Here is a 24,465-nt window from a genome sequence, read left to right on the forward strand (position 1 = left end):
CTCTGCCGCCTGTTCTCCCATCACACTCTCATCTCCTCTTCTCGTTCTCGTCTCTGTGCAGCCGCGCCGCCGCATACTTCGGTGATCTCCTGTGTGATCGCCGCCTGCCGCGCCCGGTTGTACATCGTATTCAAATCTTTTAAAAGTGCATCCGCATTATCCGTCGCCGCATCCATCGCCATCATACGGGCATTCTGCTCGCTGCAGAACGACTCAACCAGCGCGCCGTAGATAAATCCGGCTACATAGTTCGGAACGATCGCATTCATCGCTTCCTCCGGCGTTGGCCGGAGGGAAAACTCCTCCAGCCGCACATCGACCGGAATCGCCATTCCATGCATATCCGGCTTGGTAATCGGAAGCACTCTTTTATCCTTCGCCACACTCTGCATCACATTTTCCATTCTTGTATACAGGACATGGATCTCATCCAAATCACCCGACAAATATCGTTCCAGAAGTATTCCAGCAATCCACCTTGCCCGGTTAAACGTCGGATCCTGCGCCGTATACTGGAAATTTTCTTCAATCGGGACGTGCTGGGAGGCAAAAAACTGCCGCCCCGTCTCACCGATGACAAACAGATGTACCTCGCGGGAAGGATCCTTTAAAAATGTATCCGCCATCTTCATGATGTTATGGTTATAAGCACCCGCCAGCCCTTTATCGCCGGAAATAACCAGCAGCCCCGTTTTCTTCGACTGGTGCCCTTCTTTTTCAAAATAGGGACTTTCCATGTTCGGCAGATGCCTCTGGATACGCCGGATGACATTTTGCAATGCATAGAAATACGGCTCCGTCTCTGCCAGTTCTTTTCTGGCTTTCTTTAATTTCGTCGAAGATATCAGGTACATCGCATTCGTGATCTTGCGCGTATCCTGAATACTCCGGATCCGGTTCTGGATCTCTCTGAGTCCTGCCATCTTCCATCACCGCCTTACTGCTTATCCGGTTTTGCATCCGCTGCTGCCTCCGGCGCATTTCCCTGTGCTTTCAGGAATTTTGCCTTGTACTCGCCCACCGCCTTCGCAATCTCTCGCTGGATATCATCGCTGAGTGTCTTCGTCGTGCGGAGTGCATCGCCCACCTGCGGGTAGGAGCTTCTCATATATTCGTAAAGACCGCCCTGGAATGTTTTCAGCTTTTCCTTCGGAATATCTACCAGCAGATGGCTCGTCGCCGCATACAGAATCACAACCTGTTCTTCCATCGAGAGCGGATGCTCAAGCGGCTGTTTTAACAGCTCCATCAGACCGCTGCCGTAGGTAAGCTGTGCCTTGGTTGCCGGATCCAGATCGGAGCTGAACTGTGTAAATACTTCCATCTCGCGGTACTGTGCCAGGTCGATACGTACGCTTCCGGCTGCCTTCTTCATCGCCTTAGTCTGCGCTGCGCCGCCGACACGCGATACCGAAAGCCCTACATTGACCGCCGGGCGCATGCCCTCGAAGAACAGCGAACTTTCCAGGAAAATCTGTCCATCTGTGATGGAAATAACGTTGGTCGGGATATACGCCGACACATCGCCCGCCTGTGTCTCGACAATCGGCAGCGCTGTGATTGAACCACCGCCCAGCTCATCCGAAAGCCGCGCCGAGCGCTCCAGCAGACGGGAATGCAGATAGAATACATCGCCCGGATATGCCTCACGTCCCGGAGAACGTTCCATCAGAAGAGACAGTGCACGGTACGCAACCGCGTGTTTCGATAAATCGTCATAGACAATCAGAACATCTTTTCCCTGATGCATGAAATATTCTGCCAGCGCCGTTCCTGCATACGGCGCGATATACTGTAAGGACGCCGGATCACTCGCCGTCGCTGCCAGCACGATGCTGTACTCCATCGCCCCGTGTTTTTCCAGTGTATGAACCAGTCTCGATACCGTTGAAGCCTTCTGACCGATCGCCACATAGATGCAGATCACGTCTTTTCCCTTTTGGTTCAGCATCGTATCCACCGCGATCGAGGTCTTACCGGTCTGGCGGTCGCCAATGATCAGCTCACGCTGTCCGCGTCCGATCGGGAACATCGAATCGATCGAGAGGATACCGGTCTCCATCGGGGTATCAACTGACTGACGCTCGATAATACCCGGCGCCGGTGACTCCACCGGACGGTATCCGGCAGCCTCAATCTCACCTTTATTATCGATCGGATTGCCCAGCGCATCTACAACACGCCCTAAAAATCCCTCGCCAACTGGTATACCTGCCATCTTGCCGGTCCGCATCGCGCGGCTTCCTTCTCCGATGGTGTTCGCATGTCCAAAGAGGATGCAGCCGATCTCCTTCGACCGGATATCCTGTACCATGCCTCTCACATCACCGTCAAACGCCACGATCTCGCCATACATTGCGTGGTCGATTCCATCCACATAGGCGATGCCGTCGCCCACCCGGCTGACCGTACCGATCTCACGGGCTGAAATGTCGATTCCATCCAGATTTCCTTTCAGAATCCCGATGATTCCCTTCTGGGTAAGGAAATCACCCGAATCCGGCTCTTTTACCAGATTCTTTAATTTATCTGCCAGTGCCCGTTTTCTTCCCTCCGTGCTCCAGTCATATTCCTCACTTCCGACCCGGAGGATAAAACCACTTCCAAGCTCCGGCTTTTCTTCCTTCACAATCCGGAGTTCCCGTCCCGGATATTTCTCCGAGAGAAATTTCCGGATTCCGGCTGCCTGTTTTTCATCCGGCTCTTTGACATATTCCAGCACACAGCGCAGATATTTATCCGGCTTTTCAAACGTCTCCGCTTCCTTAATCAGATCCGGCATCATTTTCATTGTCTGATCCTGTGCCAGCACCTCGATGATTCCCCGGACTGCCAGCGGAAACAGGCTACGAACCAGATCTTCCCGCTTCTCACGGGTCAAATCCGGATTTTCAAGCTCTGCCGGAAGCTGCGGTGTCGCAGCCAGTATCTCAGCCGCATGCTGCAGATCATCGACAGAAATCTTCTGCCTCTTTATTTCTTGTAAATAGACATCAAGTTTCTTCATTCTCCGTCGTACCCGCTTTCTTCAAAAACTCATCATAAAGAGCGCTGTCATCCGACTTCTTGTTCATCGAACCAGCCGCCGCGTCCAGAACCAGCGACAAAATTTCATGCTTCGCCTGTTCGAGCATCTTGTCCTTCTCCCGGCGTGCATCCTCGCCCGCCTTACGGATGACTTTATCTGCCTCTTTCTGGGCGTTTTCAATCAGCTGGCGTCCTTCCTCACGTGCACTCGCACGCGCCGCATCCAGCACCTTGTTTTTCTCTGCTTCTATTTCATCCTGGCAGGCTGCGTATTTCTCTTTCTCCGCCTGCGCTTCTTCCTGCATCTTTTTTGCCTCATCATACTTTTCCTGAATGGCTGTATTCCGTTTATCGATCACTTTGTTGATCGGCTTAAAGAGGAAAATACGGATAATCGCATACCAGATTAAAAGGTTGATGATCGTAAAAACCAGGTTGATGTCCAACCGTAACATAGCCTTGCCCCACCTTTCGTTTTCTATCGTATCAGCTTAAAAGAATAATAATCAAAAGGGCAATAACGAAACCATAAATAGCAGTTGCCTCGGCAAGTGCCGCACCTAACAATAGAATCTTTGTGATTTTTCCCTCTGCCTCCGGCTGTCTTGCGACTGCCTCAGTCGCCTTAGATGTGGCGATTCCGATACCAATTCCGGCTCCTGCGCCTGCAAGAACTGCCAGACCTGCTCCGATTGCAATGATTGTACCCATAATAAAGTCTCCTTTTTGTAATTTTCTATTTCTCTTCTATTACTCGATTGATTCCTTGATAAAAAGCCCTGTCAGAAAGACAAATACATACGCCTGAATCAGACCGTCAAAAATATCAAAGTAAGCGCTGAACAATACCGGAAGCCCTACCGGAAGGATGTATTCAATCAATTTCATGATGACGAACGCGCCCAGCACGTTTCCGAACAGTCGCATACACAACGACAACGGTTTGATAAATACCTCCATGATATTGATCGGTGTCACGATGGCGATCGGCTCTGTAAAGCTCTTTAACCATCCTTTTAAACCTTTGACCCGAATCCCTGCTGTCTCAATCAGCACAATACTCATCAGCGCCAGTGCTGCCGTGACGTTCAAATCCTTGGTTGGCGGCTTGAATCCCAGTATACCAAGCAGGTTCGCCACGCCCAGATACATCAGCACGGATGTCAGATACGGCGCATAGCCTTTTCCTTCCTCTCCGAGGATTCCCTCGCCAATGCCCTGCAGCCACGTAACAGCGTTCTCCAGAAGGAGCTGTCCGCGTCCGGGATGTTCAACTTTCAGACCGTGCGTCACAATCAGTGAAACCACGAGCACCACTGCCATCATGATCCATGTAACCACAACGGATTCTGATATGCCGATCCCGCCAATTGTAAAGGCTGTCTCACAGTTCAATTCCTTGATCAGGGTCGCACCCAGATCTCCCATACTGTCACTTCCTCTCTCCGGGTTGTTCTCCCGCGGCTGCCCCGGCTATTGTTCTTTCATTTCCCGATGCCGCCACGTGTTCTAGTTACTGTTCACGCATACGTGCCCAGTAACGTTTTCTCCTGTGTCTCCACATTCTTCCCGTCTGTTCCCGATCTTACTCCCAGAAATACAAATGGTAAAATTATATTTTTTTCCTATATCCATAGATAAAATGAATGGTGATAGTTATTGGTAATCGTTATTGTGGCTGGACATTTCTGGAAAAATACGATAAAGTGTGACTATATTTGGTAAATACACGTACAGATATAAAATCAGATAAACACTGTTTCAATCAGGCAGAAACAGTCCGACATACAGAAAGGATTTCAATTACATACATGGACATCAGTTTCGACTACTACAAGGTTTTCTATGAGGTGGCTCGATGCCAGAATATTACCCAGGCGGCTTTGAATCTCTGCCTCACGCAGCCAACCGTAACAAAATACATTCATAATTTAGAAGATATGCTTCAGTGCAAACTTTTCAACCGCTCCCAAAAAGGCGTGACCCTGACCGATGAAGGGCGGATCCTGTTCCGCCAGATCAACCGTCCCTGCCAGCAGATGGGACGCGCGGAAGAGATTTTAAAAGAATATACGAACAGTCAGAGCGGCAGGGTTTCGATCGGTGCGAGCGAGCTGACGATGCGCTTCTTTCTGCTTCCTTATATTGAACAGTTCCAGCAGCGTTTTCCGAATGTGACCGTACAGATTCATTCCAACTCTGCGCCGATCACCGCTTCTTCCTTAAAGGCCGGGGAAAATGATTTTGCCGTCATCATCTCTCCGATCCACGAGATCATGAAGGAGCTGGATCTGGTTCACGTGATGCCGGTTGCCGAGTTCCAGGATATCGTCATCGCCGGAAACCGTTTTTCCGAGCTGCAGAACCGCACACTCTCCCTTGAAGAGCTCTGTATGCACCCGCTTGTCAGCATGGAGTCCGGCACGACGACGCGGCTTTTTTGGGACAATCTCTTTGAGGAACAGGGGCTGGATCTGCACCCGAGCATCGAAGTTTCTTCCAACGATCTGATCGCCCCGACCGTCTCCCACAATCTGGGAATCGGCTTTGTTCCCTCGGAATTTGCCCGGAACTACCTGCTCAACTACCGCGTGTTCCAGCTTCACTTAAATATCCCTATCCCGAAGCGCCAGATCCTCATCCTGCAAAACCCGATGCGCCCTCTGACGCCGGCGGCACAGGCATTTCTGGATATGCTGAAACAGCCGGTGCAGGAAAGTATAGGGAATGAACAGCCGGTCTTGTTACACCCATAGGGATTTTCGCTAAAAATACCCTGTCGGTCGGATTTTAATGCTCCTGACAGGGTATTTTTGTTTGTAATCTACAAGCTTCTAACCTCTTCATATAAATGAAAGTGATTTTTTCTAAATTCCAGAAGCCCTTCCCGCTGCATTTTCCCCAGCTCTGCCGACAACGCCGACCGGTCCACACCCAGATAGTCGGCGAGCTGCTGGCGGTTGAATGGGATATCAAATCTCTCGCTCTCATTTTTTACCGCCTGATCGGAGAGGTACGACAGAAGCCGTCCCCGGATGGATTTCGACGATGTATTGAAGATCCGGCGGGACAGCTGCAAGTTTTTCTGCGCCGAGATTGCAAGCAGGTTGCGGATAAGCTGCGTGTGATGTCCGCAAGAATTGGGACACTGCGACAGCATTTTTCCAACATTTAAAAACAGCACTTCCGTCACCTCCGCTGCAAACACATCGACCAGCAGCTTTTCCCCCGGCACGCACGCATATGTCTCCGCAAAAATCTGTCCCGGTTCTACCCGGTCTAGAATGCTGCGGTTACCCCACAGATCATCGTTGACAATCATCACACTTCCGTGCATCACCACCCCCAGAGATGTGACCGTATTCCCCGCGCGATAAATCATTTCTTCTTTTTCATAACTGCGTTCCTCCGCCCCCAGACAGGACAGCATCTCCCCGATTCCGGATTCGCCCGCGCCTCGAAACAGGGGGCTGCGGCTTAGAAGCTGCATTTCGAAGGGAGTTAAATTCAGGCTGGCGCCCGTTTTATAGTTTGATGCCATATAGATGTTGACCTTTCTGTTTTAACTAAGTGTTCTTATTATATCAAATATTTTTATATTTTTCTGCAATCTGATTTCCCGTTCTTGCACATCCATGCAACTTCTGCGATAATAGAAACATTCCTATATCAAATGGAGCTTTAAACCAGAAGATTTATCGGACAGGATATTTACATAAAGAGGAGACTTTCAAATGATCGAGCCAAACCAGCTTCTTCAGACATATATCCGCCAGTATCAGGCGGCAAGCAAGAAAAAAAGGAAGACCAGTTCCCGCCCCCGCGATCTGAGCGAGCGGACCAGCCGGCTGTTTAAAACACTGAAACGCACCAAACCGACACAGGTCACCAGCCTCTCGCTGGAGGAATGGCACCGCCAGATCAAAAATCTGGCTTATTTTGCGTACCGTTCGCACAACGATGCTGTCACAAAGCTCATTGAAACCAGCCTGCTGCCACAGCTCATCCGCCTGGATGAGGCAATGTTTCTGCCCGCCCAGCGCGATGATATTTCCGTGGATTTTCTGAATTATCTGGAAACAGAATTGGATGGTCAGCTCTGCACGCAGACACTTCTGGAGCTTTACCAGATCTATAAGCGCTACGTCATCCAGTATAAAATCATGGATCTCGTCCCATCCCGCCCAGAGCTGGAATTTCCGGAGACTATGGCGATGAACCGCCGTTTCATTCTCCACATCGGACCGACCAACAGCGGCAAAACATTTCACGCGCTGGAACGCTTAAAAACAGCGAAAAAGGGCACTTACCTCGGTCCGCTGCGCCTTCTGGCGCTTGAGGTATATGAAAAAATGCACGACTGCGGCGTTCCCAGCACCATGCTGACCGGTCAGGAGTGTATCGCCGACGATGACAGCCGGATCACAGCTTCGACGATCGAGATGGCAGATTTCTCCGAGGAATACGATATTGCCGTGATTGATGAGGCACAGCTGACCGCCGATCCAGACCGCGGGCATTGCTGGACAAAGGCGATTCTGGGACTGAAAGCTCACGAAATCCATGTCTGCATGAGTCCCGCCGCTGAATCTGCTGTCACACACCTGATCCATCTGTGCGGCGACAGCCTTGCCATCTGCCGGTATCAGCGCAAAACTGCGCTCATCTGTGAGGACACGCCATTTTCCTTCCCGGAAAGTGTTCTTCCCGGCGATGCACTCGTCGTATTTTCCAAAAAATCCGTGCTGGATGTGGCGGGACGTCTGGAAGAAGAAGGTATCAAGGCAAGTGTTATATACGGAAGCCTGCCGCCGGAGATCCGCCGCCGCCAGATGCAGCTTTTTACCAGCGGCAAAACCAAGGTGGTCGTCGCCACCGACGCGATCGGCATGGGACTCAACCTGCCTGTCCGGCGTATCGTATTTGTCCAGACCCAGAAATTTGACGGTACCACCCGGCGCGGTCTGTCCGTACCGGAGATCAAGCAGATCGCCGGACGCGCCGGACGCTTCGGACTCTTTGACACCGGCTACGTCAATGCGATGGGGCAGGAATCCCTCGATTATATCCGGGAACAGCTTACTCAGGAGGAGGAACCGATCGAAAAAGTCAGCCTCGGTTTCCCGCAGATTCTCCTCGATCTGGACGAGCCGCTGGACGTTATCATCAAAGTCTGGAAATCCGTTGAGCCGACGCCTCCGTTTGAAAAGGTCAGCGTCGATGAGATTTTAAGCCTTTATACGCAGGCAGAACGCCACAGAGACGATATCTACGGATTCGATGACAAACGGATTCTCTACCGCATGATCAGCTGTCCCATCGATATCAAGGATCATCAGGTTGTCCTGCAATGGCTGCGCTACTGCAAGGATTACCCGGCGGACAAACGCCTGAAACATCCGGACAAAGGCGCCGGTTCCAAGCTGGGACTGCAGAAATACGAAACGTATTACCGCAAGCTCGACCTCTACTACCAGTTCTCCCACCGTTTTGACAAGATCATCGACGAGGACTGGCTCGAACAGGAACGCAGCCGCACTGAGGGTACGATCATGCGGTATTTGTCCAAGGGCAAAAAAAGCTACATCGCCCGCTGCCAGCGCTGCGGACGGATGCTGCCGGTTGGATATCCGTTTAAGATTTGTGATCCGTGTTTTCGTCACAGTTCCATTATCGACTAGCCCCTGATTTTACCGTTTTACGTTCCGGCTGTTCAACACCACCAATGCTGTAAAAATCAAAAGAATGCCCAGCACATTTTCAACCCGCAGCATTTCTCCAAATACCACAATCCCAGCCACAGCTGCCACCATCGGCTCAGCAAACGCCAAAACCGAGGCTTTTCCTGCCTCCATCTGGCGGAGTCCCAGTGTGTAGCTTACAAACGGAAAAAAGGTAGATACAAGTCCCAGCGCCAGCCCTTTGCCAAGAAGCGCCGGAGAGGTCATCTGGCTCGAAAACACACCGATGATTCCCCATCCAAAACCGGCAGCCAGAATTTCTCCCGCTGCTTTATATTCAGCAAGTCTTTTTAGTCTATTCTTTTTATTTATCAGATATAATCAGGCTTCAAAACAGTGCAACTGCCGTATCCGGAATCCGGTCACTTTCAAGATACAAAATATTTAAGATGATATAATAACGGAAGATGCCATGACGACATGGGAGATACTGTTTCGGGGCAGCGCATGACGTGCTGCCTCTTTTTTCGAATTTATGCTATAATACAGAAAGAGGGAATCAAATTTTAGGAAAACAAGGAGAATTTCAATATGTATGATGTGTTAATTATCGGCGCCGGTCCCGGCGGTATCTTTTCTGCCTATGAACTGATGGAACGTAAACCAGATTTAAAGATCGCTGTTTTTGAGGTAGGACATCCGCTGGAGCACCGTAAATGTCCCATTGATGGTGATAAAATCAAGTCCTGTATTCACTGCAAATGCTGCTCCATCATGAGCGGATTCGGCGGAGCTGGTGCATTTTCTGATGGAAAATACAACATTACCAATGATTTCGGCGGCACTCTCTATGAGTATATCGGAAAAAAGACAGCCATTGAACTGATGGAATATGTGGATGGAATCAACCTCCGTTTTGGCGGGGAGGGCACGAAGCTGTATTCCACTGCGGGAACAAAATTTAAGAAAACCTGTATGCAGCACGGCCTGCATCTTCTGGATGCTTCGGTCCGCCATCTGGGTACGGATATTAATTATATTGTTCTGGAGCACCTCTATGATCATCTGAAGAATAAGGTGGATTTCTATTTTGACTGTGCCATCGAAACCGTGGAGAAAACGGAGAAGGGTTACAAGGTTTACAGCGATGATACAACCTTTGAGGGTACGAAATGTATCATTTCCGCCGGACGAAGCGGCAGTAAGTGGATGCAGAAGGTATGCAAGGATCTGGATATCCATACGAATTCCAACCGCGTGGATCTGGGGGTCCGGGTTGAGCTGCCGGCTGAGATCTTTTCGGATCTTACGGATGAACTCTATGAGAGCAAGATCGTGTATCGCACGGAAAAATACGAGGATTACGTGCGCACCTTCTGTATGAATCCCAAGGGAGCTGTGGTAAATGAGAATACCAACGGCATCGTAACGGTAAATGGTCACAGCTACGAGGATCCTGCAAAGCAGACCCATAACACGAACTTTGCCCTCCTGGTAGCGAAACATTTTTCAGAGCCCTTCAAGAATTCCAATGAATATGGAGAGAGTATTGCAAAACTCAGCAACATGCTGGGCGGTGGCGTAATTGTGCAGCGTTTTGGAGACCTGATCCGCGGAAAAAGAAGCACGCAGCAGCGAATCAATGAATCTTTTACGGTTCCAACCCTCAATGCGGCTGCCGGTGATCTGAGCCTGGTTCTCCCAAAACGGATTCTGGACGGTATTATCGAGATGATTTATGCCCTGGATAAGGTGGCACCGGGTACGGCGAATGATGACACGCTTCTCTATGGAGTGGAGGTAAAATTCTACAACATGGAGGTGGAAGTGGATCACAACCTGATGACCTGTCATGATGGACTCTACGTCATCGGTGACGGCAGCGGTATTACCCATTCCCTTTCCCATGCATCTGCCAGCGGTGTCTATGTGGCACGGCAAATCGCGGAGGCAATTTAATAATAAACGGTCAGAAATGTCTATTAAAAATGGATAAGATGCAGCCCCTATCGTCTGCCATCTTATCCATCTCATTTCACTTCTTTAGCTTACCAACATCTCATTCAGATGCATTTTCCTTGATTCCCACTCAGATCCCCAACTTCCGAAACAACGCATACAATTCTTCTGCCTCGTCCATCGAAGGTTTCCATCCATATTGTTTTAAATCGACGCGGTCGCCGTCCTCGGTGGAGTCCACCCGTATTCCATCCTGTTCCAGCAGTTTTTTCTGCTGTCCCGGATAGTCGAATGCCGCCGCGCCGCTTAGAAAGCCCTTGGAATTAATCACCCTGAATGCCGGGACATCGCCCAGGCGGTTGGTGCGGAGTGCATATCCCACCTGGCGGGAATGGCGCGGCGCACCACACAGGAGCGCGACCTGACCGTAAGTCGTCACGCAGCCGTCCGGAATGCGCCTAAATACTTCTTCCATTCTCCGATAGATGTCCATAATTATTTCCCCAGCACCTCGTCCGCATGATCAAGTGCTGCCTCGATATTCGGGCAGAAATGATCGCGTCCGATCATATCCACAAATCCTGCCTTCTCCATCACGTGCATCGGCTGCTCGTTGACATGGGACAAAATCAATGTAACGCCGTTCTTCTGGCAGCGCTCATAGAGGGCAACCATCGAATTCATCGCTGTACTGTCAACCGCCGGAACGGCACGCATACGAAGAACCAGGCATTTCGTCTCCTCGCGGGTTTCAATCTGGTTGATGCGGTCTGCTGCACCGAAGAACAGCGGTCCCGTAATCTCATAAACAGCCAGTTCTCTCGGAATCTCCCGCAAACGTGCCTGTTCTTTCATGGCTGCTTCTTCATCTTCTGCAGCTGCCGCTAAGAGCTGTGCCTCTTCCACTGAAAGCTCTTTTCCGGCTTTTTTCGCTTTTCTTACTTCCTGCTCTTTGCGCTTCTGCTCCTCTACTTCTTCGACATAGAGCCAGCTTCTGACGCCCGTCTCATCGCTCATCCGCTTCATAAACAGCAGGCAGGATAACAGCATACCGATCTCGATCGCTACAACCAGATCGAAGATAACGGTTAAGAAGAAGGTCATCACCAGAACCGCAATATCACTCTTCGGAGCCGTCTTGGTCAGACGGACGAAGGTTCTCCACTGACACATATTGTAGGCAACCATAAACAAGATTGCCGCGATGGTCGGCATCGGGATCCAGCTTGCACACGGCATCAGAACTACCAGAATCAGAAGCAGGACAACCGCATGAACCATGCCTGCAACCGGGGTACGGCCGCCATTTTTGACATTGGCTGCGGTACGCGCGATCGCGCCCGTCGCCGGAATACCGCCAAACAGGGCGGAAATAATATTCCCCGCGCCCTGTGCCACCAGCTCCGTGTTGGAACGGTGTTTTCCGCCAATCATGCCGTCCGCTACCACGCAGGAAAGCAGAGACTCAATCGCCGCCAGAACTGCAATCGTAAACGCATCCGACAGGGAACCCTGAATCACATCGTAGCTAAACACCGGCAGACGGAACGCCGGAAGCTTGTTGCTGACCGTGTAAAGGTCGCCGATCGTATTCACATGCAGCGGCAGGAATTTTACCATTAAAATACCTGCAATAACCGCTACCAGCGATCCCGGAATTTTTTCCGTGATCATCGGCATCACGATCAGAATCGCCAGACACACCACGCCGACGATGATCGCGTGCAGGTTGACACTTCCGAATCCAGCCGCGAACGCTTTCAGCTTCTGCATCGTCTCGATCGTCTCCATGCCTGCCGGATAGGTTACGCCAAAGAAATCCTTCAACTGACCGATGACGATCGTCACCGCGATACCGGAGGTAAAGCCGGTCGTGATTGTAAACGGAATAAACTTAATCAGTGAACCAAAATGGCAGAATCCCATGATAACCAGAATGATACCTGCCATGATCGTCGCAACTGCCAGTCCTTCCACGCCGCTCTTCGCCACGATACCTGCCACGATCGTTGCAAATGCTGCCGTTGGACCTGCAATCTGTACCTGGCTGCCGCCTAAAAATGAGATCACAAATCCGGCTGCAATCGCCGTGTAGATACCCTGTTCCGGACCTACACCCGAAGCCAGCGCCAGCGCGATCGAAAGCGGCAGCGCGATGATCGCTACGATGATACCCGCTACCACATCTGACATCAGCTGTGCGCCGGAATACTTCTTCAATGTTGTAAACAACATTGGACGTATTTTTTCCATACCTCAAACTCTCCCTTTTTCTTCCCAATTTAAATAAAAAGTAATTGCCAGCCCTAAAAAGAACCGACAATTACCTATTATACAGCAAAATAAGGGGGTGTCCAGTTTTTTCGAAATTTTAACACAGATTTCTTAGTTGTGATTTTTTTGTCAAAATGACGGATTTGTAAACTTTCTGTCACAAACTTCCGGCTATTTTTTCGATTGACTTTCCTTTAAAAAAGTCTATAATTCGTACTTGTAAAAAGCATTGAGCAGGACACGATTTCCAATTCTCCACGTTTTCAGAGAGCTGCCGGGCGATGAAAGACAGTAACGCCGATGGAAATTATCCCCTGTGAGCTGATCGGACAAACGCATGCAGGATACCAGTAGTCCGGTCCGGATTCCTACCGTTAAAGAGGAACATATTCAGAATGATGGATATGGCTGAGAGATCGGCTTTACAGCCGGTAAAAGAAGTGGTACCGCGGATGCTTATGCCTCCGTCTTCTTGAACTTTTAAAAGTTTCAGGAGGACGGAGGCTTTTTTGTTTCCCCGCTCCCGAAACTCCGGCAAACTGCCGGGACACTAAAAACCATTTGACCTATGGGAATGGAGGTATCTTTATGAACACATTAGTTATCGTAGTTATCGCAGCCTGTTGTCTGGCGGCTGGTTATCTGCTCTACGGCAGATGGCTCGCCCATAAATGGGGCATTGATCCAAACGCCAAAACACCGGCCGTCACAAAAGAAGATGGTCAGGACTATGTTCCGACCGATGGCTGGGTTGTATTTGCCCACCAGTTTTCATCCATCGCCGGTGCCGGTCCTGTCACCGGTGCTATTCAGGCGGCTGTCTTTGGATGGGTTCCGGTCTTTCTCTGGATCATCCTCGGCGGCATCTTCTTCGGCGCTGTTACCGATTTTGGTGCCCTGTACGCCAGCGTTAAAAATGAAGGCAAATCGATGGGACTTCTGATTGAACAGTACATCGGCAAAACCGGTAAAAAGCTGTTCCTTCTGTTCTGCTGGCTCTTTACTTTAATTGTAACCGCCGCTTTTGCCGACATGGTTGCTGGTACATTCAATGCATATGAGACGGTAGACGGCGTGACCAGCTTATCCGCCGCCGCAACTGTCAACGGCGCAGCCGGAAGCATTTCCCTTCTGTTCATTGCCTTTGCCGTTGTATTTGGACTGATTCAGAAAAAGGCTCAGTTCCATGGCTGGAAACAGACCTTGCTCGGACTTGTCTGCACGGTAGCTGCTTTCGTCATCGGCATGAACTGCCCGCTCATTACCACCAAGGCGAACTGGTCCTACATGGTATTCGCTTACATTTTCCTCGCAGCCGTTCTTCCTATGTGGCTTTTGATGGAACCGCGTGACCTGATGACAACCTTTATGTTTGCCGGTATGATTATCGGTGCCGTCGTTGGACTGCTTGTCGCACATCCGGCAATGAACCTGGCGCCTTACACTGGTTTCCACAATGAGAAATCCGGTGACCTGTTCCCGATTTTGTTTGTAACCGTTGCCTGCGGCGCCGTATCCGGTTTCCACAGCCTGGTTTCCTCGGGTACTTCCTCCAAGGCAATCACCAATGAAAAGGATATGCCGAAAGTTGGCTTCGGCGCTATGCTTTTGGAAAGTTTACTGGCTGTCCTGGCTCTGTGCGTTGCCGGTGCTGCCGCTTCCGCTGATGGCACGCCTGCAACCGGTACTCCGTTTGCTATCTTCTCCTCCGGTGTTGCCGGATTCCTGGAGATGTTCGGAATCCCAGTTTACGCTGCCCAGTGCTTTATGACAATGTGCGTCTCCGCACTTGCCCTGACAAGCCTGGATTCCGTTGCACGTATCGGACGTATGTCCTTCCAGGAGCTGTTCAGTGTCGATGACATGGAACACGCCGAAGGATGGAGAAAACTTCTCTGCAACAAATATTTTGCAACTGTTATCACCTTGGTATGCGGCTACATTTTAACCCAGATTGGCTACTCCAACATCTGGCCGCTGTTTGGCAGCGCCAACCAGCTGTTAAGCGCCCTGGTTCTCATCACCCTGTGCGTCTTCTTACGCGTCACCGGCCGTGAAAACCGCACGCTGCTGGTTCCACTGGTTGTTATGCTGTGCGTTACCTTCACCGCACTCGTTGAGCGCTGCATCGCACTGGTAAAGGCTTACAATGCCGGAACCGCTGTCTTTATGGTAGAAGGACTGCAGCTTATCATCGCGGTTCTGCTGATGGTTCTGGGTGTCATTATTGTGGTTCATTCCGGTAAAGTACTGTTTTCGAAATCGACTGCTTCGAAGACAGAAAACGATAAAAGATCTGAAATGAATAAACCGGCGCATTGCTAATGATTTCATCAAAATCAAATTATAACCCGACTATAGGTGCCAAAAAGGGTGTCTCTCGCTCACGAAAAGAGACTCCCTTTTTTGGTATTTTTTAATTCTATTGATAACCACTCTGCTGCTATATGATGCCAACTCTTCACTTCTGAATCTTTCTCACCGCGAATAATTGGCACTTTTGTTACTGTTCACGCATACGTGCCCAGTAACGCACTTTTTTCTATTCTTTCATCTTTTCTCAAATTTCTCTGGTATTTCCCCTGCATTTCGTCTATAATAGGAAGCAAATTTTTCAACCGAGCACAGCGCTGACAGGCGTTGTATCAGACAGGAGGAGACATGGATATTGTATGTTTAGATCTAGAAGGTGTATTAGTGCCGGAAATCTGGATCGCATTTGCTGAAGAAACCGGAATCCCGGAGTTAAAACGCACCACCCGCGATGAGCCGGATTATAACAAACTGATGAATTACCGTTTAAACATCCTGCGCGAGCACGGACTGGGACTCAAGGAAATTCAGGAAACGATCTCTAAAATTGATCCGCTTCCGGGTGCAAAGGAGTTTTTAGACAAATTAAAAGAAATCACCCAGGTAATCATCATCAGCGATACCTTCTCCCAGTTTGCCGGACCTCTGATGAAGAAACTTGGCTATCCGACCATCTTCTGCAACTCTCTGGTTGTCAGCGAAAATGGTGAGATTACCGATTTTAAGATGCGCTGTGAGAAATCCAAATATACAACCGTCAAAGCACTCCAGTCCTGCGGCTTCGAGACGATCGCCAGCGGCGACAGCCACAACGACCTCGCCATGATTGAGGCAAGCAAGGCGGGCTTCCTCTTCCGCACGACGAAGGAGATCAAGGCAGAATATCCGCAGATTCCGGCTTATGAGGCGTATGATGAGCTGTTAGAAGCGATTAAAAAGGTATTAGCGTAAACATTCCGTATTTTCATAATTGCATATGCAATCGTAAAAGCAGCCCCCGGAATCCACACTCCGGGAGCTGCTTTTCAATCGTTTATCATCTCAAATGTTCACTGATTATTTTTCAATAAATAACTGATTCACATCAAATTTCTCATCGATCATACCAGATTCATACATGAAATCCGCCGTCTTCTGGAATCCAGCCTTATCTTCGTCTGTGATTTCCGTAGAGAAATCATAGAGATCGTACATACTCTTCACCGCATCGACATCCAGATCCAGTTCATCTGCTACGATCTGCATCGTCTCATCCGGTTTTTCTTCCATGAAATCAGCAATCTCGGTCTGTGCTTCTTCCAGCTTCTCGATGATCTCCGGGTGCTCGTCATAGAATTTCTGTGTCACTGCCACTGCAATGATCGCCTTAATCAGGCCTTCGCCGTCGGCTACCAGGTGGTAACCCTGCTTCCCTGCATTGTAAGCAGTTGCGCCAGCAACCAGAGCCACGTCTACACTGCCGCCGTCCAGACCTGCTTTTGCATCCGGGATCGACATATTGACATAGTTGACATCGTCGATCGTCATGCCAGCCGTTGCCAGATAGGAAACGAGAAGCTCATGCAGGTTGGTTCCGGTCGGTCCTGCGATTGTCTTTCCTCTCAGGCTTTCCGGCGTCGTCAGGGACTCATCCTTAGAATACATACAGAATGCCTTCGGAGAACGGCTGTACATATTTAATACCTTGATATCCGCTCCATTTGCTGCAGACAGAATCACCGAAGTACCGCCAACCGCATACAAAACCTGCACATCGCCGGAAGCCAGCGCCTGTGTCTGATCTGCCCCGGAGGTCAGCTCCGCATAATCAACCTCAATCCCCATATCGCCAAATGTTTTTTCAAAAATACCCTGATTTTTCTCGATGATCGTCGGCACATTGAGCGGAGAAGTTACATACGTAAAGGTCAGCTTATCCAGATCAGATTCTTTCGCTGTCTCCTCCTCGGCTTCCGCCTCCTCTGCGCTGGTTTCTGCCTCTGCCTGCGTGCTCTCAGCCGCATCTTTTGTACCGGAGCAGCCTGCCAGGGAAGCTGCGATAAGGCAGAGTGCCATTCCCATTGCCATCCATCGTTTCATCATAATCGTTCCTCCTCTAAATAAAATGTAAATTATTTATAATATCCCTTTTCAGGGTTATCATCTCATCCTCCAAAAGATTCCTCTCTTCCTGCGGCGCCTTGACCTCATAGAGCGCCTTGACCATGCCCTTTTCAATGACCGCAATCTGGCTTCCCAGAATCAGTGCCTCATCGATGCTGTGCGTCACAAACAGAATGCTCGCACTGCGCTCCTGCTGGACACGCAGAAGCTCTTTCTGCATCTGTTCCCTTGTAAAATAGTCAAGCGCAGCAAACGGCTCATCCATCATGATAAAGGTCGGCTCATACGCCAGCGCCCGCGCGATCGCCGCCCGCTGCTGCATTCCGCCGGAGAGCTGTGCCGGATATGCTTTTTCAAATCCAGATAATCCGACCGTGCGGATAACCGCCTCTATTTTCCCCGGATCTGTCTCCTTTTTTGAAAGCCCGAACACCACATTTTCCCAGACGGTCAGCCACGGCATGAGGCGCGGTTCCTGAAAGACAAATGCCGTCTTGTGGGCGCTCTCCCAGCGGATCTCTCCGCTGTCCGCCGTCTCCAGTCCTCCGGTCAGCCGCAGAAGCGTCGTTTTCCCACATCCGCTCTGCCCCAGAATCACGGTGATTCTCCCCGCCGGAAGCGACAGGTTGATCCCGTTTAAAACGGGAATCTCCCGGTTATCCACCCGGTATGTTTTATGAATATCAATCAGTTCAATTCCAGCCATTTTCCCCGGATCCTTTCAGCACAAATCCTATCATCCATCCAAACAGGCGGTCCGTCACATATCCGACTGCCCCGATCGCCAGAATCCCCACGATCACCTTGTCGGTCCGCGACATCTGCTGTGCAAATAAAATCATATGTCCAAGCCCGGTGGACGCCGCCACCATCTCCGCACCGATAATGGCGCGCCAGCTATAGCCAAGCCCGATCCGCATTCCGACCAGAATATCTGCCATCGCATAGGGCAGAATGATGCGGAAAAATTTGCGGCGCTTCGAGTAGCCGAACATATCGCCCACTTCCAGAAGTTTCGAATCGCACCCGGTAAATCCCTTCACGATATTTAAGTACATCGGGAAAAATGACGCCAGCACAATAATCACCGTCTTCGTCATCTCTCCGATTCCGCACCAGAGAATCAGCAGCGGAATCATGCTGAGCGGCGGGACATTGCGGAAAAACTGCACAATATACTCATAGTAAACGCTGCTGCCCGGAAACAGCGCCCGGAACATTCCCAGCACAAAGGCAAACAGGAACGCAATCGCAAATCCCTTCATGACACGCAGGAAACTGATTGAAATATCCCCCCACAGTTCCCCGGTTTTCACCATTTTTAAAAAGCTCGTCCACACCCGCGCCGGGGACGGCAGCACATACGCACTGACCATCTCCATGCGGCAGACCAAACACCAGATCAGAAATACCGCTCCGATTCCCAGCGCCGGACCGAAGTATTTCTGCCAATTATCCTTGAATTTCTTCGTTTCTTTCATTCTTCCCATTCTTTTGCCGCAATTCATGCATTTTCCGCTTCCTCAAGCGTTTTCCATGAACCGCAGATTTCTCTCACTCTGTCTGCACGCCATCCCCGTGATGGCATCCATCCTTACAATACAAAAGTTCCAGCAGATCCGCCTGCTTCCAGCTTCCGCTCTCCACATATGCCCGGATTTTCTCCGGACTGCTGACACTCTCTACCTTCGCCGCCTGTCCATCTTTCCGGCAGATTCCCGCAAAATACCCCGGCGGAATCGGGCTGTCTTCGATCGCCCGGACGCGCACCTCACCGCCTGCCAGACGATTCCATGCGATAAACCGCGTATTCTCAAGTCCCAGCGAATTTCCAAGCACCGCAAGACTCTGGCATGGCGTCGTGATGATCTTCTCCCCATCCGCCAGATCCGGACGCGTGCTTAATTCCCGCGCACAGTGAAGTAAAATCGGCTCGATCGGGGCAACTTTCAGGTTTTCAATTCCAAATTCGTTTTCCGGCTCCTTCTGTATCTCTTCAAGCAGCCGAACCGCCTCCGGACAGCGCGCATCCGCAAGCGTCACGCCCGCCCGCAGACTAGCTTCATATCTTTCCCGGACGATCCGTCCCCAATCGCCCCGGCACTCGACCCGCGTCAGACCATGCCGTTCTAAAAAACGCTTCAGCGAATCTTCCTCACACATCCCGGCAGAAACCGGATTTATCCACAAATACTGCATTGTTTCTCCACTCTATCCAATCAGGCTGCCTAGCTTTCACACCTATGCACCTAATTTACTGCGTTTTCACGTTCTCTGCAAGTTAGTTTTTTCTAACTAGCTTATCATAGCAAAAAATCGATATATTGTCCAGTTTTGATTGTAAACTTTTACATTTTTATAAGTTGACACTAGCCGGTAAAAATGATAAAATCGGTTTTAATAGTTCCTATTTTCCTACATCTTTAATAGGTTTTATTCCGAACAGATTCCTGTTTTTATTGAATCCTATAAAAAAAGCAGGCGGACAGGGCATCAAGGATACAATTCAGGCGATCGAAAATGCCGGATATACCTATGAGATCGAGTCGGATGACCGTGAAGAATAATGGGACGCATTTTTCTATAAAAAAGGTTTTAACCAATTCTCGCACTTTCCGTGAAAATCGGCTAAAACCATTTTTCATTACAGCATATTAATAAACCCGGTCGATACCAGGAAAAGAACCAGCATGACAGCCGGCACAATATACCGGATTAAGAAGCTGTACATACCTGCTCTTGAAAAATGTTCCCCATTTTTCTCGACTTCTTCCACGATCCACTTCGGTCCGACCACCCATCCGATCAGGATGCTGGTTAAGAAGGAAATGATCGGCATAAGGAAGCTGTTGCTGATATAATCCATCACATCAAGCAGCTGTCCGGTGGAACCGTTCGGCAGCTTCAACTCAAAATACAGAACATTGTAGCCCAGACAAATGAGAACTGCCGTGATCAGGGAATAGATTCCGACCATCACACACATCTGTTTTCTCGTCTTTCCAAACACTCCCATGCAGTTGGCAACCAGCGTTTCCATGACAGAAACGCAGGATGTCAGCGCCGCAAAGCCAAGCATCAGGAAAAATGCAAGTCCCACGATATGACCGGCGCCGCCCATCGCCTGAAATACCTTTGGAAGCGAAATAAAGGTCAGACTCGGACCGGACGCCATGCCATCGCGTCCTAAAAATACAAAGACCGCCGGAATAATCATCATACCGGACAGAAGCGCCACACCTGTATCAAAAAATTCAATCTGATTGGTCGCCTTGTTCAAATCGATCTCATCTTTGACATAAGAACCATATGTTACCATAATTCCCATCGACACACTCAGTGAGAAAAAGAGCTGGCTCATCGCATCCAGCAGTACTTCCAGAAATCCTCTTACCGTCAGTCCCGTAAAATCCGGGCGCACGTAGACGAGGAATCCCTGTATTCCCGTCCGGACCGTCCCATCCGCGTCCGTGTAGGAAAGCGTCAATGAAAAAATCGCGATTCCGATGACTAACAGGATCAGTCCCGGCATGATAAAACAGGAAAATTTCTCAATTCCCTTCTCTACACCTCTGTATACAACCCAGATTGTGAGCGCCAGAAAGATTCCCGTGAAAATCAGCGGCGCATTCTTTTCCGTGATAAACGATGTAAAATATCCGTCCTCCGCCACATCCCTGCCGGATGTCGTCAAATACTCAAAGAAATATTTCGTGATCCATCCGCCGATGACCGAATAATACGTCATAATTAACATCGGAACCAGAAACGTCAGGTATCCGACAAACTTCCACTTCGGATGCAGCGTTCCAAACGCCTGCAGCGCATTCTCCTTCGTTCTTCTGCCGATCGCCACATCCGTCGTCAGAAGTACAAATCCAAATGTCGCCACCAGCACCAGATACACCAGCAGGAACAGTCCGCCTCCGTCTTTCGCACATAAATACGGAAAACGCCAGATATTTCCTACACCGACGGCACTTCCGGCTGCTGCCAGCACAAAACCCAGCGAACCGCTGAAGCTGTTTTTCTTTTTTGCCATTTACTTATAACCCCCGTGATTGTAACTTTTATGTCCGTCTCCCGAGGACATAGACAGCTTCTATTCTACCTGTTTTTATTAGAATTACAAGTATCTGCCGGCAATTTTCTCCTCAAATTTCTCCCCCTCCCGCTTTTCTTCCCAGCCGCCCCATCATTACTGTTCACGCATCATGCCCAGTAACGGAATTTGCCGTGGCTTCGCATTTAATTTATTTTTCCCCCTTCATCTCTACTTGCCTGCCTTATCATCTTCTGCTAAAATTAAAAAGACAAAAACAGGAATTTTCCCATGGAATGAGGCATATACACAATGAACAGCAATCAAACATTCCCGCGTCTTTGCCGGGTTTTAGAAATATACGAAGCCGATTTTGGCTGTGAAGAACGCCCGGACGGACAGGAAACGATGGTCTGTGTCCGTCTGCTGGACACAACTGAAAATGCAAACCTCTCAGAGCATCCAGAATACACGATACGCACCGCGGATCAGGCACTCTATGATGCCGGAATCGATGAGGGCGATCGCGTCTGGTTTGACCCGGAATCCGGGCAGATTGAGAAAGCGGCTGAATCACACTAAAATATAAAGAGGTTACAAAGGAATATCAAAATGGAACCATTTTACTATAATCACATGAACAAGAACCAGCAAGCCGCCTACCGCGCCATGCAGCAGGGGCTTACCAATCTCTCCGACGAATTTCAGATTCCGCGCCTGGAGGGAAAGGATTTAAGCAATGTATTTTTTGAACTGCGGCTCGATCACCCGGAGATTTTCTGGGCTTCCGGCTTTAAATATAAGTATTACCCAGATTCCCCGAATCTGATCCTGATACCGGAATACCTCTTTGACAAGGGCAAGATCCGCGAACATCAGAAAGCGATGGGCGCCCGCGTCGAAAAACTTGCCCGCCCGGCAATGAGGCTGACTGAACTGGAAAAAGAACGCTATATCCACGATTTTATCTGCGAACACGTTCACTATGACAAATTAAAAAAGCCCTACTCCCATGAGATCATCGGACCTCTGGGACAGGGCGTCGGCGTCTGCGAGGGCATCGCCAAATCGGTCAAAATTCTTTGTGATACGCTCGGCATCTGGTGCATGATCGCGCTCTGCGGCAATAACCCTGAAAAGGGCATCAAATACCGCCATACCTGGAACATCGTCAAGATCGGGAAAACGTACTACCATCTGGACGCTACCTTCGACAACAGTCTCGGCAAATGCCTCCAGACCGGCGAGGAAATCCGCTACGATTACTTCAATCTCGACGACAAGGCGATCTTCCGCGACCACGAACCGCTCATCACCCCGGCGCCTGCCTGCACGGACAGCGACCATTTCTATTATAAAGAAAAGAAGCTCTCCTTTACCAAACAGGAGGACGTTTACAAGCGCTCCTTACAGGCGGCCAAAAAAGGAAAAACACTGACGTTTCACTGGCGCGGCGGCTATCTGACAAAGGAAGTTCTGCGTGAACTGCTCGACCTAATCGAAAAAGCTGGAAAAGAGCGGCAGAAAACAGCCCTCATTAAGCTTAACTGGCCGCAGGCAGTTCTGCGCGTCCGCTACACCGATGAGGCCATCCAGCCGATTGTCACCATGGAGGAAGCAAATGAAGGGGAAGAAACCCCGGAAGGCACAGCGTCTTTATAGTTCGCTGTGCTTTTCCGCGGAGCATTTTTGTGTCATAGGACGAAGTTTCCTATGACATGAAGATTCTAACAATCATAGAGATCATCTTCCAAAACCAGATCCTGATGTTTATCAAAGCTGACTGCCAAAGGAGCTTATCCAGAAAGTTTTACGCTGTTTTTTTGCTATACGTCAATGATTAGGATGAAATTTCTTAGAATTTTTCTCAAAGGAACTATTGCTATAGTCTCTCTTTTACTTCCATAACTGGGCACACACCAACTCCAGTACACTTCCCGCGATACATCTCGCCTTGTCCGAGATCAGAAAACAGTTGGAAAGTTCCTCTTTTCTCGGATCGACATCTGCTACCTTGAAATGTTCCGTCACCCGATAACCATCCCGCAAAAGACCTCGCAGAATGCCCGTGATCTGTGTCTGAACCAGAAGTTTCGTTCCGTCCTCCTGCCAAATCTCCGCGATCGTGTCCCCGGCTTCAACGATATCACCAATCACACGCACATTTTTGAAAATACCCGCTGCCTGCGCGTGAATCACCCGCTCTGCACCGTATCCACTGATCACGCCCGGAATCCCCGTATTCGGGATTGCCGCACCCTCGCGGATAATTCGCCCAAGCCGGTGACCGCGCTTTGTCTCCACCACAACATCCACATCCTCACCTGCCGTAAAGCCCGGACCAAGTGCAATCGTGAGCGGTGCCATATCCCGGCGAGTTCCAAGATTTCGCTTTGCCAGAATCGCATCGATCACAACAGCCGGTTTCAGCGCTCCAATCGACACGCCTTTCGGATCAATCAAAATCGGCACGCTATTTTCCTGCCAGACCGCTTCTGCCTCCTCATATCGATCAATCCGGACAGCACGAAGCCCCTCGACCTCAGTTGTTTTTGTATAAACCGCCTCACACAGAGCTACCTGTCGCCGGATCGCCGCCGGATTTTCAATCTCCAGCACCAGCACCCGAAGCCCTGCCGCCCAGAGCCGATGAATCGTCCCAGTTGCCAGGTCACCGCCGCCGCGCACAATAATTAAATCATCTCGTTTCATGAGGATGCCTTCTCCTATCTCACTTTTGCTACTATTATTTCCATTACCTGTTTATGCAGCTTCTTCAAATAATTTTTTGATTGTGTTTTCTGCTTTTAGAGTGATTCTTTTTACTGCCACACACACGACACCTTATCATAAACAGAAGTGTCTATCCGTCCGCTCCACTGCTCCCACTCTTCCGGACGCATCCGCCACGCAAGACCACAGCCGGCAGAAATCTCCCTCGGAAGTGGAATTAAACGTCCCGGAATGCCCGTTTCCATACATCGTTTTTCCCATTTCATCGCCGCCACAGTTGTCTGAAAGGACAGTACGATAAATGGATGTTTTTCTCTCATACTACCAATTTCT

At 49.8% G+C, this 24,465-nt stretch carries 23 protein-coding genes and 1 other annotated feature; of the genes, 7 read left to right on the plus strand and 16 right to left on the minus strand.

Features of this window, described 5'->3' with window-relative positions:
* Window positions 1-20: 20 nt before the first annotated feature.
* Genes atpG through DWV73_RS06440 form a run of 5 tightly spaced genes read right to left on the minus strand, consistent with a single transcriptional unit; the run spans window position 21 to window position 4,455 of the window.
* On the minus strand, window positions 21-923 hold the full coding sequence (atpG, locus tag DWV73_RS06420) for an ATP synthase F1 subunit gamma (RefSeq protein ID WP_117796181.1): 903 nt from the start codon (window positions 921-923) through the stop codon (window positions 21-23).
* A 14-nt stretch (window positions 924-937) separates the two neighbouring features.
* Window positions 938-3,007: a F0F1 ATP synthase subunit alpha gene (gene atpA / locus DWV73_RS06425; protein ID WP_117796182.1), complete on the minus strand. Its 2,070-nt coding sequence runs from the start codon at window positions 3,005-3,007 to the stop codon at window positions 938-940.
* Window positions 2,994-3,482: an ATP synthase F0 subunit B gene (locus tag DWV73_RS06430; protein ID WP_117796183.1), complete on the minus strand. Its 489-nt coding sequence runs from the start codon at window positions 3,480-3,482 to the stop codon at window positions 2,994-2,996. The genes atpA and DWV73_RS06430 overlap by 14 nt, the downstream gene beginning before the upstream one ends.
* A 31-nt stretch (window positions 3,483-3,513) precedes the next feature.
* Window positions 3,514-3,738, minus strand: coding sequence for an ATP synthase F0 subunit C (atpE, locus tag DWV73_RS06435; RefSeq protein ID WP_022359062.1), 225 nt, complete (start codon window positions 3,736-3,738; stop codon window positions 3,514-3,516).
* Window positions 3,739-3,777: 39 nt separating this feature from the next.
* Entirely contained in the window at window positions 3,778-4,455 is a 678-nt protein-coding gene (locus DWV73_RS06440; protein WP_107000520.1) for a F0F1 ATP synthase subunit A, read from the minus strand.
* Between the two features lie 383 nt (window positions 4,456-4,838).
* Between DWV73_RS06440 and DWV73_RS06445 the strand changes: the two genes are divergently transcribed.
* Window positions 4,839-5,783: a LysR family transcriptional regulator gene (locus DWV73_RS06445; RefSeq protein WP_117796184.1), complete on the plus strand. Its 945-nt coding sequence runs from the start codon at window positions 4,839-4,841 to the stop codon at window positions 5,781-5,783.
* 68 nt (window positions 5,784-5,851) lie between these two features.
* Here DWV73_RS06445 and DWV73_RS06450 read toward each other — a convergent pair whose 3' ends face one another.
* Window positions 5,852-6,517 (minus strand): Crp/Fnr family transcriptional regulator, encoded by a 666-nt coding sequence (locus DWV73_RS06450; RefSeq protein WP_181357208.1) that lies wholly within the window; start codon window positions 6,515-6,517, stop codon window positions 5,852-5,854.
* 244 nt (window positions 6,518-6,761) lie between these two features.
* On the opposite strand from DWV73_RS06450, the gene DWV73_RS06455 reads away from it, so the two are divergent.
* On the plus strand, window positions 6,762-8,708 hold the full coding sequence (locus DWV73_RS06455) for a DEAD/DEAH box helicase (protein ID WP_117796185.1): 1,947 nt from the start codon (window positions 6,762-6,764) through the stop codon (window positions 8,706-8,708).
* A gap of 9 nt (window positions 8,709-8,717) precedes the next feature.
* Here the strand turns inward: DWV73_RS06455 and DWV73_RS06460 are convergent, their stop codons facing one another.
* A complete protein-coding gene (locus DWV73_RS06460) occupies window positions 8,718-9,083 on the minus strand; it encodes a DMT family transporter (RefSeq protein ID WP_333549895.1) in 366 nt (121 codons plus the stop codon).
* 216 nt (window positions 9,084-9,299) lie between these two features.
* Here DWV73_RS06460 and DWV73_RS06465 point away from each other — a divergent pair, with 216 nt between their 5' ends.
* Complete coding sequence (locus DWV73_RS06465) at window positions 9,300-10,667, plus strand: NAD(P)/FAD-dependent oxidoreductase (protein ID WP_022359067.1); 1,368 nt, start codon at window positions 9,300-9,302, stop codon at window positions 10,665-10,667.
* A gap of 130 nt (window positions 10,668-10,797) precedes the next feature.
* Here DWV73_RS06465 and DWV73_RS06470 read toward each other — a convergent pair whose 3' ends face one another.
* Window positions 10,798-11,142 carry an MGMT family protein gene (locus tag DWV73_RS06470; protein ID WP_347472251.1) on the minus strand — a complete coding sequence of 115 codons (345 nt, stop codon included), beginning with the start codon at window positions 11,140-11,142 and terminating at the stop codon, window positions 10,798-10,800.
* 20 nt (window positions 11,143-11,162) lie between these two features.
* A complete protein-coding gene (locus tag DWV73_RS06475; RefSeq protein WP_117796187.1) occupies window positions 11,163-12,920 on the minus strand; it encodes a SulP family inorganic anion transporter in 1,758 nt (585 codons plus the stop codon).
* Between the two features lie 241 nt (window positions 12,921-13,161).
* Window positions 13,162-13,416: a binding site (T-box leader), on the plus strand.
* A 113-nt stretch (window positions 13,417-13,529) separates the two neighbouring features.
* Between DWV73_RS06475 and DWV73_RS06480 the strand changes: the two genes are divergently transcribed.
* Window positions 13,530-15,266, plus strand: a complete 1,737-nt coding sequence (locus tag DWV73_RS06480; RefSeq protein WP_117796188.1) for a carbon starvation CstA family protein — start codon at window positions 13,530-13,532, stop codon at window positions 15,264-15,266.
* A gap of 336 nt (window positions 15,267-15,602) precedes the next feature.
* Entirely contained in the window at window positions 15,603-16,205 is a 603-nt protein-coding gene (gene thrH, locus DWV73_RS06485) for a bifunctional phosphoserine phosphatase/homoserine phosphotransferase ThrH (RefSeq protein WP_117796189.1), read from the plus strand.
* 105 nt (window positions 16,206-16,310) lie between these two features.
* Here the strand turns inward: thrH and DWV73_RS06490 are convergent, their stop codons facing one another.
* The 5 genes from DWV73_RS06490 to DWV73_RS06510 all read right to left on the minus strand — a co-directional run bounded on the left by DWV73_RS06490 (window position 16,311) and on the right by DWV73_RS06510 (window position 21,399).
* Window positions 16,311-17,336 carry an NrtA/SsuA/CpmA family ABC transporter substrate-binding protein gene (locus DWV73_RS06490; protein ID WP_333549891.1) on the minus strand — a complete coding sequence of 342 codons (1,026 nt, stop codon included), beginning with the start codon at window positions 17,334-17,336 and terminating at the stop codon, window positions 16,311-16,313.
* 13 nt (window positions 17,337-17,349) lie between these two features.
* The gene (locus DWV73_RS06495; protein ID WP_117796190.1) at window positions 17,350-18,063 is read right to left on the minus strand and encodes an ABC transporter ATP-binding protein; all 714 of its coding nucleotides are present in this window, start codon (window positions 18,061-18,063) and stop codon (window positions 17,350-17,352) included.
* Window positions 18,050-18,847, minus strand: coding sequence for an ABC transporter permease (locus tag DWV73_RS06500; protein WP_242995759.1), 798 nt, complete (start codon window positions 18,845-18,847; stop codon window positions 18,050-18,052). Before DWV73_RS06500 ends, DWV73_RS06495 begins: the two co-directional genes overlap by 14 nt.
* Window positions 18,848-18,911: 64 nt before the next feature.
* Window positions 18,912-19,556: a hypothetical protein gene (locus tag DWV73_RS06505; RefSeq protein WP_117796191.1), complete on the minus strand. Its 645-nt coding sequence runs from the start codon at window positions 19,554-19,556 to the stop codon at window positions 18,912-18,914.
* Window positions 19,557-20,001: 445 nt separating this feature from the next.
* Window positions 20,002-21,399: a sodium-dependent transporter gene (locus DWV73_RS06510; protein ID WP_117796192.1), complete on the minus strand. Its 1,398-nt coding sequence runs from the start codon at window positions 21,397-21,399 to the stop codon at window positions 20,002-20,004.
* A gap of 312 nt (window positions 21,400-21,711) precedes the next feature.
* Between DWV73_RS06510 and DWV73_RS06515 the strand changes: the two genes are divergently transcribed.
* Window positions 21,712-21,981 (plus strand): hypothetical protein, encoded by a 270-nt coding sequence (locus DWV73_RS06515; RefSeq protein ID WP_117796193.1) that lies wholly within the window; start codon window positions 21,712-21,714, stop codon window positions 21,979-21,981.
* 54 nt (window positions 21,982-22,035) lie between these two features.
* Entirely contained in the window at window positions 22,036-23,061 is a 1,026-nt protein-coding gene (locus tag DWV73_RS06520) for a transglutaminase domain-containing protein (RefSeq protein ID WP_347472252.1), read from the plus strand.
* A 234-nt stretch (window positions 23,062-23,295) separates the two neighbouring features.
* Here DWV73_RS06520 and yqeB read toward each other — a convergent pair whose 3' ends face one another.
* Together yqeB and DWV73_RS06530 are read right to left on the minus strand one after the other, a co-directional pair.
* Window positions 23,296-24,111, minus strand: a complete 816-nt coding sequence (yqeB, locus tag DWV73_RS06525) for a selenium-dependent molybdenum cofactor biosynthesis protein YqeB (RefSeq protein ID WP_117796195.1) — start codon at window positions 24,109-24,111, stop codon at window positions 23,296-23,298.
* Window positions 24,112-24,221: 110 nt separating this feature from the next.
* Window positions 24,222-24,452 (minus strand): DUF3343 domain-containing protein, encoded by a 231-nt coding sequence (locus tag DWV73_RS06530; RefSeq protein WP_117796196.1) that lies wholly within the window; start codon window positions 24,450-24,452, stop codon window positions 24,222-24,224.
* Window positions 24,453-24,465 lie beyond the last annotated feature (13 nt).

It is taken from the genome of Clostridium sp. AF12-41, assembly GCF_003461685.1.
In the GTDB taxonomy this organism is placed as follows: Bacteria; Bacillota; Clostridia; order Lachnospirales; family Lachnospiraceae; genus Otoolea; species Otoolea fessa.

Coding starts and splice junctions, on each gene's coding strand:
- DWV73_RS06455 (WP_117796185.1), top strand. CDS start 6,762: ATGATCGAGCCAAACCAGCTTCTTCAGACATATATCCGCCAGTATCAG.
- DWV73_RS06490 (WP_333549891.1), bottom strand. CDS start 17,336: ATGATGAAACGATGGATGGCAATGGGAATGGCACTCTGCCTTATCGCA.
- DWV73_RS06440 (WP_107000520.1), bottom strand. CDS start 4,455: ATGGGAGATCTGGGTGCGACCCTGATCAAGGAATTGAACTGTGAGACA.
- DWV73_RS06465 (WP_022359067.1), top strand. CDS start 9,300: ATGTATGATGTGTTAATTATCGGCGCCGGTCCCGGCGGTATCTTTTCT.
- yqeB (WP_117796195.1), bottom strand. CDS start 24,111: ATGAAACGAGATGATTTAATTATTGTGCGCGGCGGCGGTGACCTGGCA.
- DWV73_RS06470 (WP_347472251.1), bottom strand. CDS start 11,142: ATGGAAGAAGTATTTAGGCGCATTCCGGACGGCTGCGTGACGACTTAC.
- DWV73_RS06510 (WP_117796192.1), bottom strand. CDS start 21,399: ATGGCAAAAAAGAAAAACAGCTTCAGCGGTTCGCTGGGTTTTGTGCTG.
- atpG (WP_117796181.1), bottom strand. CDS start 923: ATGGCAGGACTCAGAGAGATCCAGAACCGGATCCGGAGTATTCAGGAT.
- atpA (WP_117796182.1), bottom strand. CDS start 3,007: ATGAAGAAACTTGATGTCTATTTACAAGAAATAAAGAGGCAGAAGATT.
- DWV73_RS06480 (WP_117796188.1), top strand. CDS start 13,530: ATGAACACATTAGTTATCGTAGTTATCGCAGCCTGTTGTCTGGCGGCT.
- DWV73_RS06520 (WP_347472252.1), top strand. CDS start 22,036: ATGAACAAGAACCAGCAAGCCGCCTACCGCGCCATGCAGCAGGGGCTT.
- DWV73_RS06445 (WP_117796184.1), top strand. CDS start 4,839: ATGGACATCAGTTTCGACTACTACAAGGTTTTCTATGAGGTGGCTCGA.
- thrH (WP_117796189.1), top strand. CDS start 15,603: ATGGATATTGTATGTTTAGATCTAGAAGGTGTATTAGTGCCGGAAATC.
- DWV73_RS06505 (WP_117796191.1), bottom strand. CDS start 19,556: ATGCAGTATTTGTGGATAAATCCGGTTTCTGCCGGGATGTGTGAGGAA.
- DWV73_RS06515 (WP_117796193.1), top strand. CDS start 21,712: ATGAACAGCAATCAAACATTCCCGCGTCTTTGCCGGGTTTTAGAAATA.
- DWV73_RS06530 (WP_117796196.1), bottom strand. CDS start 24,452: ATGAGAGAAAAACATCCATTTATCGTACTGTCCTTTCAGACAACTGTG.
- DWV73_RS06450 (WP_181357208.1), bottom strand. CDS start 6,517: ATGCAGCTTCTAAGCCGCAGCCCCCTGTTTCGAGGCGCGGGCGAATCC.
- DWV73_RS06475 (WP_117796187.1), bottom strand. CDS start 12,920: ATGGAAAAAATACGTCCAATGTTGTTTACAACATTGAAGAAGTATTCC.
- atpE (WP_022359062.1), bottom strand. CDS start 3,738: ATGGGTACAATCATTGCAATCGGAGCAGGTCTGGCAGTTCTTGCAGGC.
- DWV73_RS06430 (WP_117796183.1), bottom strand. CDS start 3,482: ATGTTACGGTTGGACATCAACCTGGTTTTTACGATCATCAACCTTTTA.
- DWV73_RS06495 (WP_117796190.1), bottom strand. CDS start 18,063: ATGGCTGGAATTGAACTGATTGATATTCATAAAACATACCGGGTGGAT.
- DWV73_RS06500 (WP_242995759.1), bottom strand. CDS start 18,847: ATGGGAAGAATGAAAGAAACGAAGAAATTCAAGGATAATTGGCAGAAA.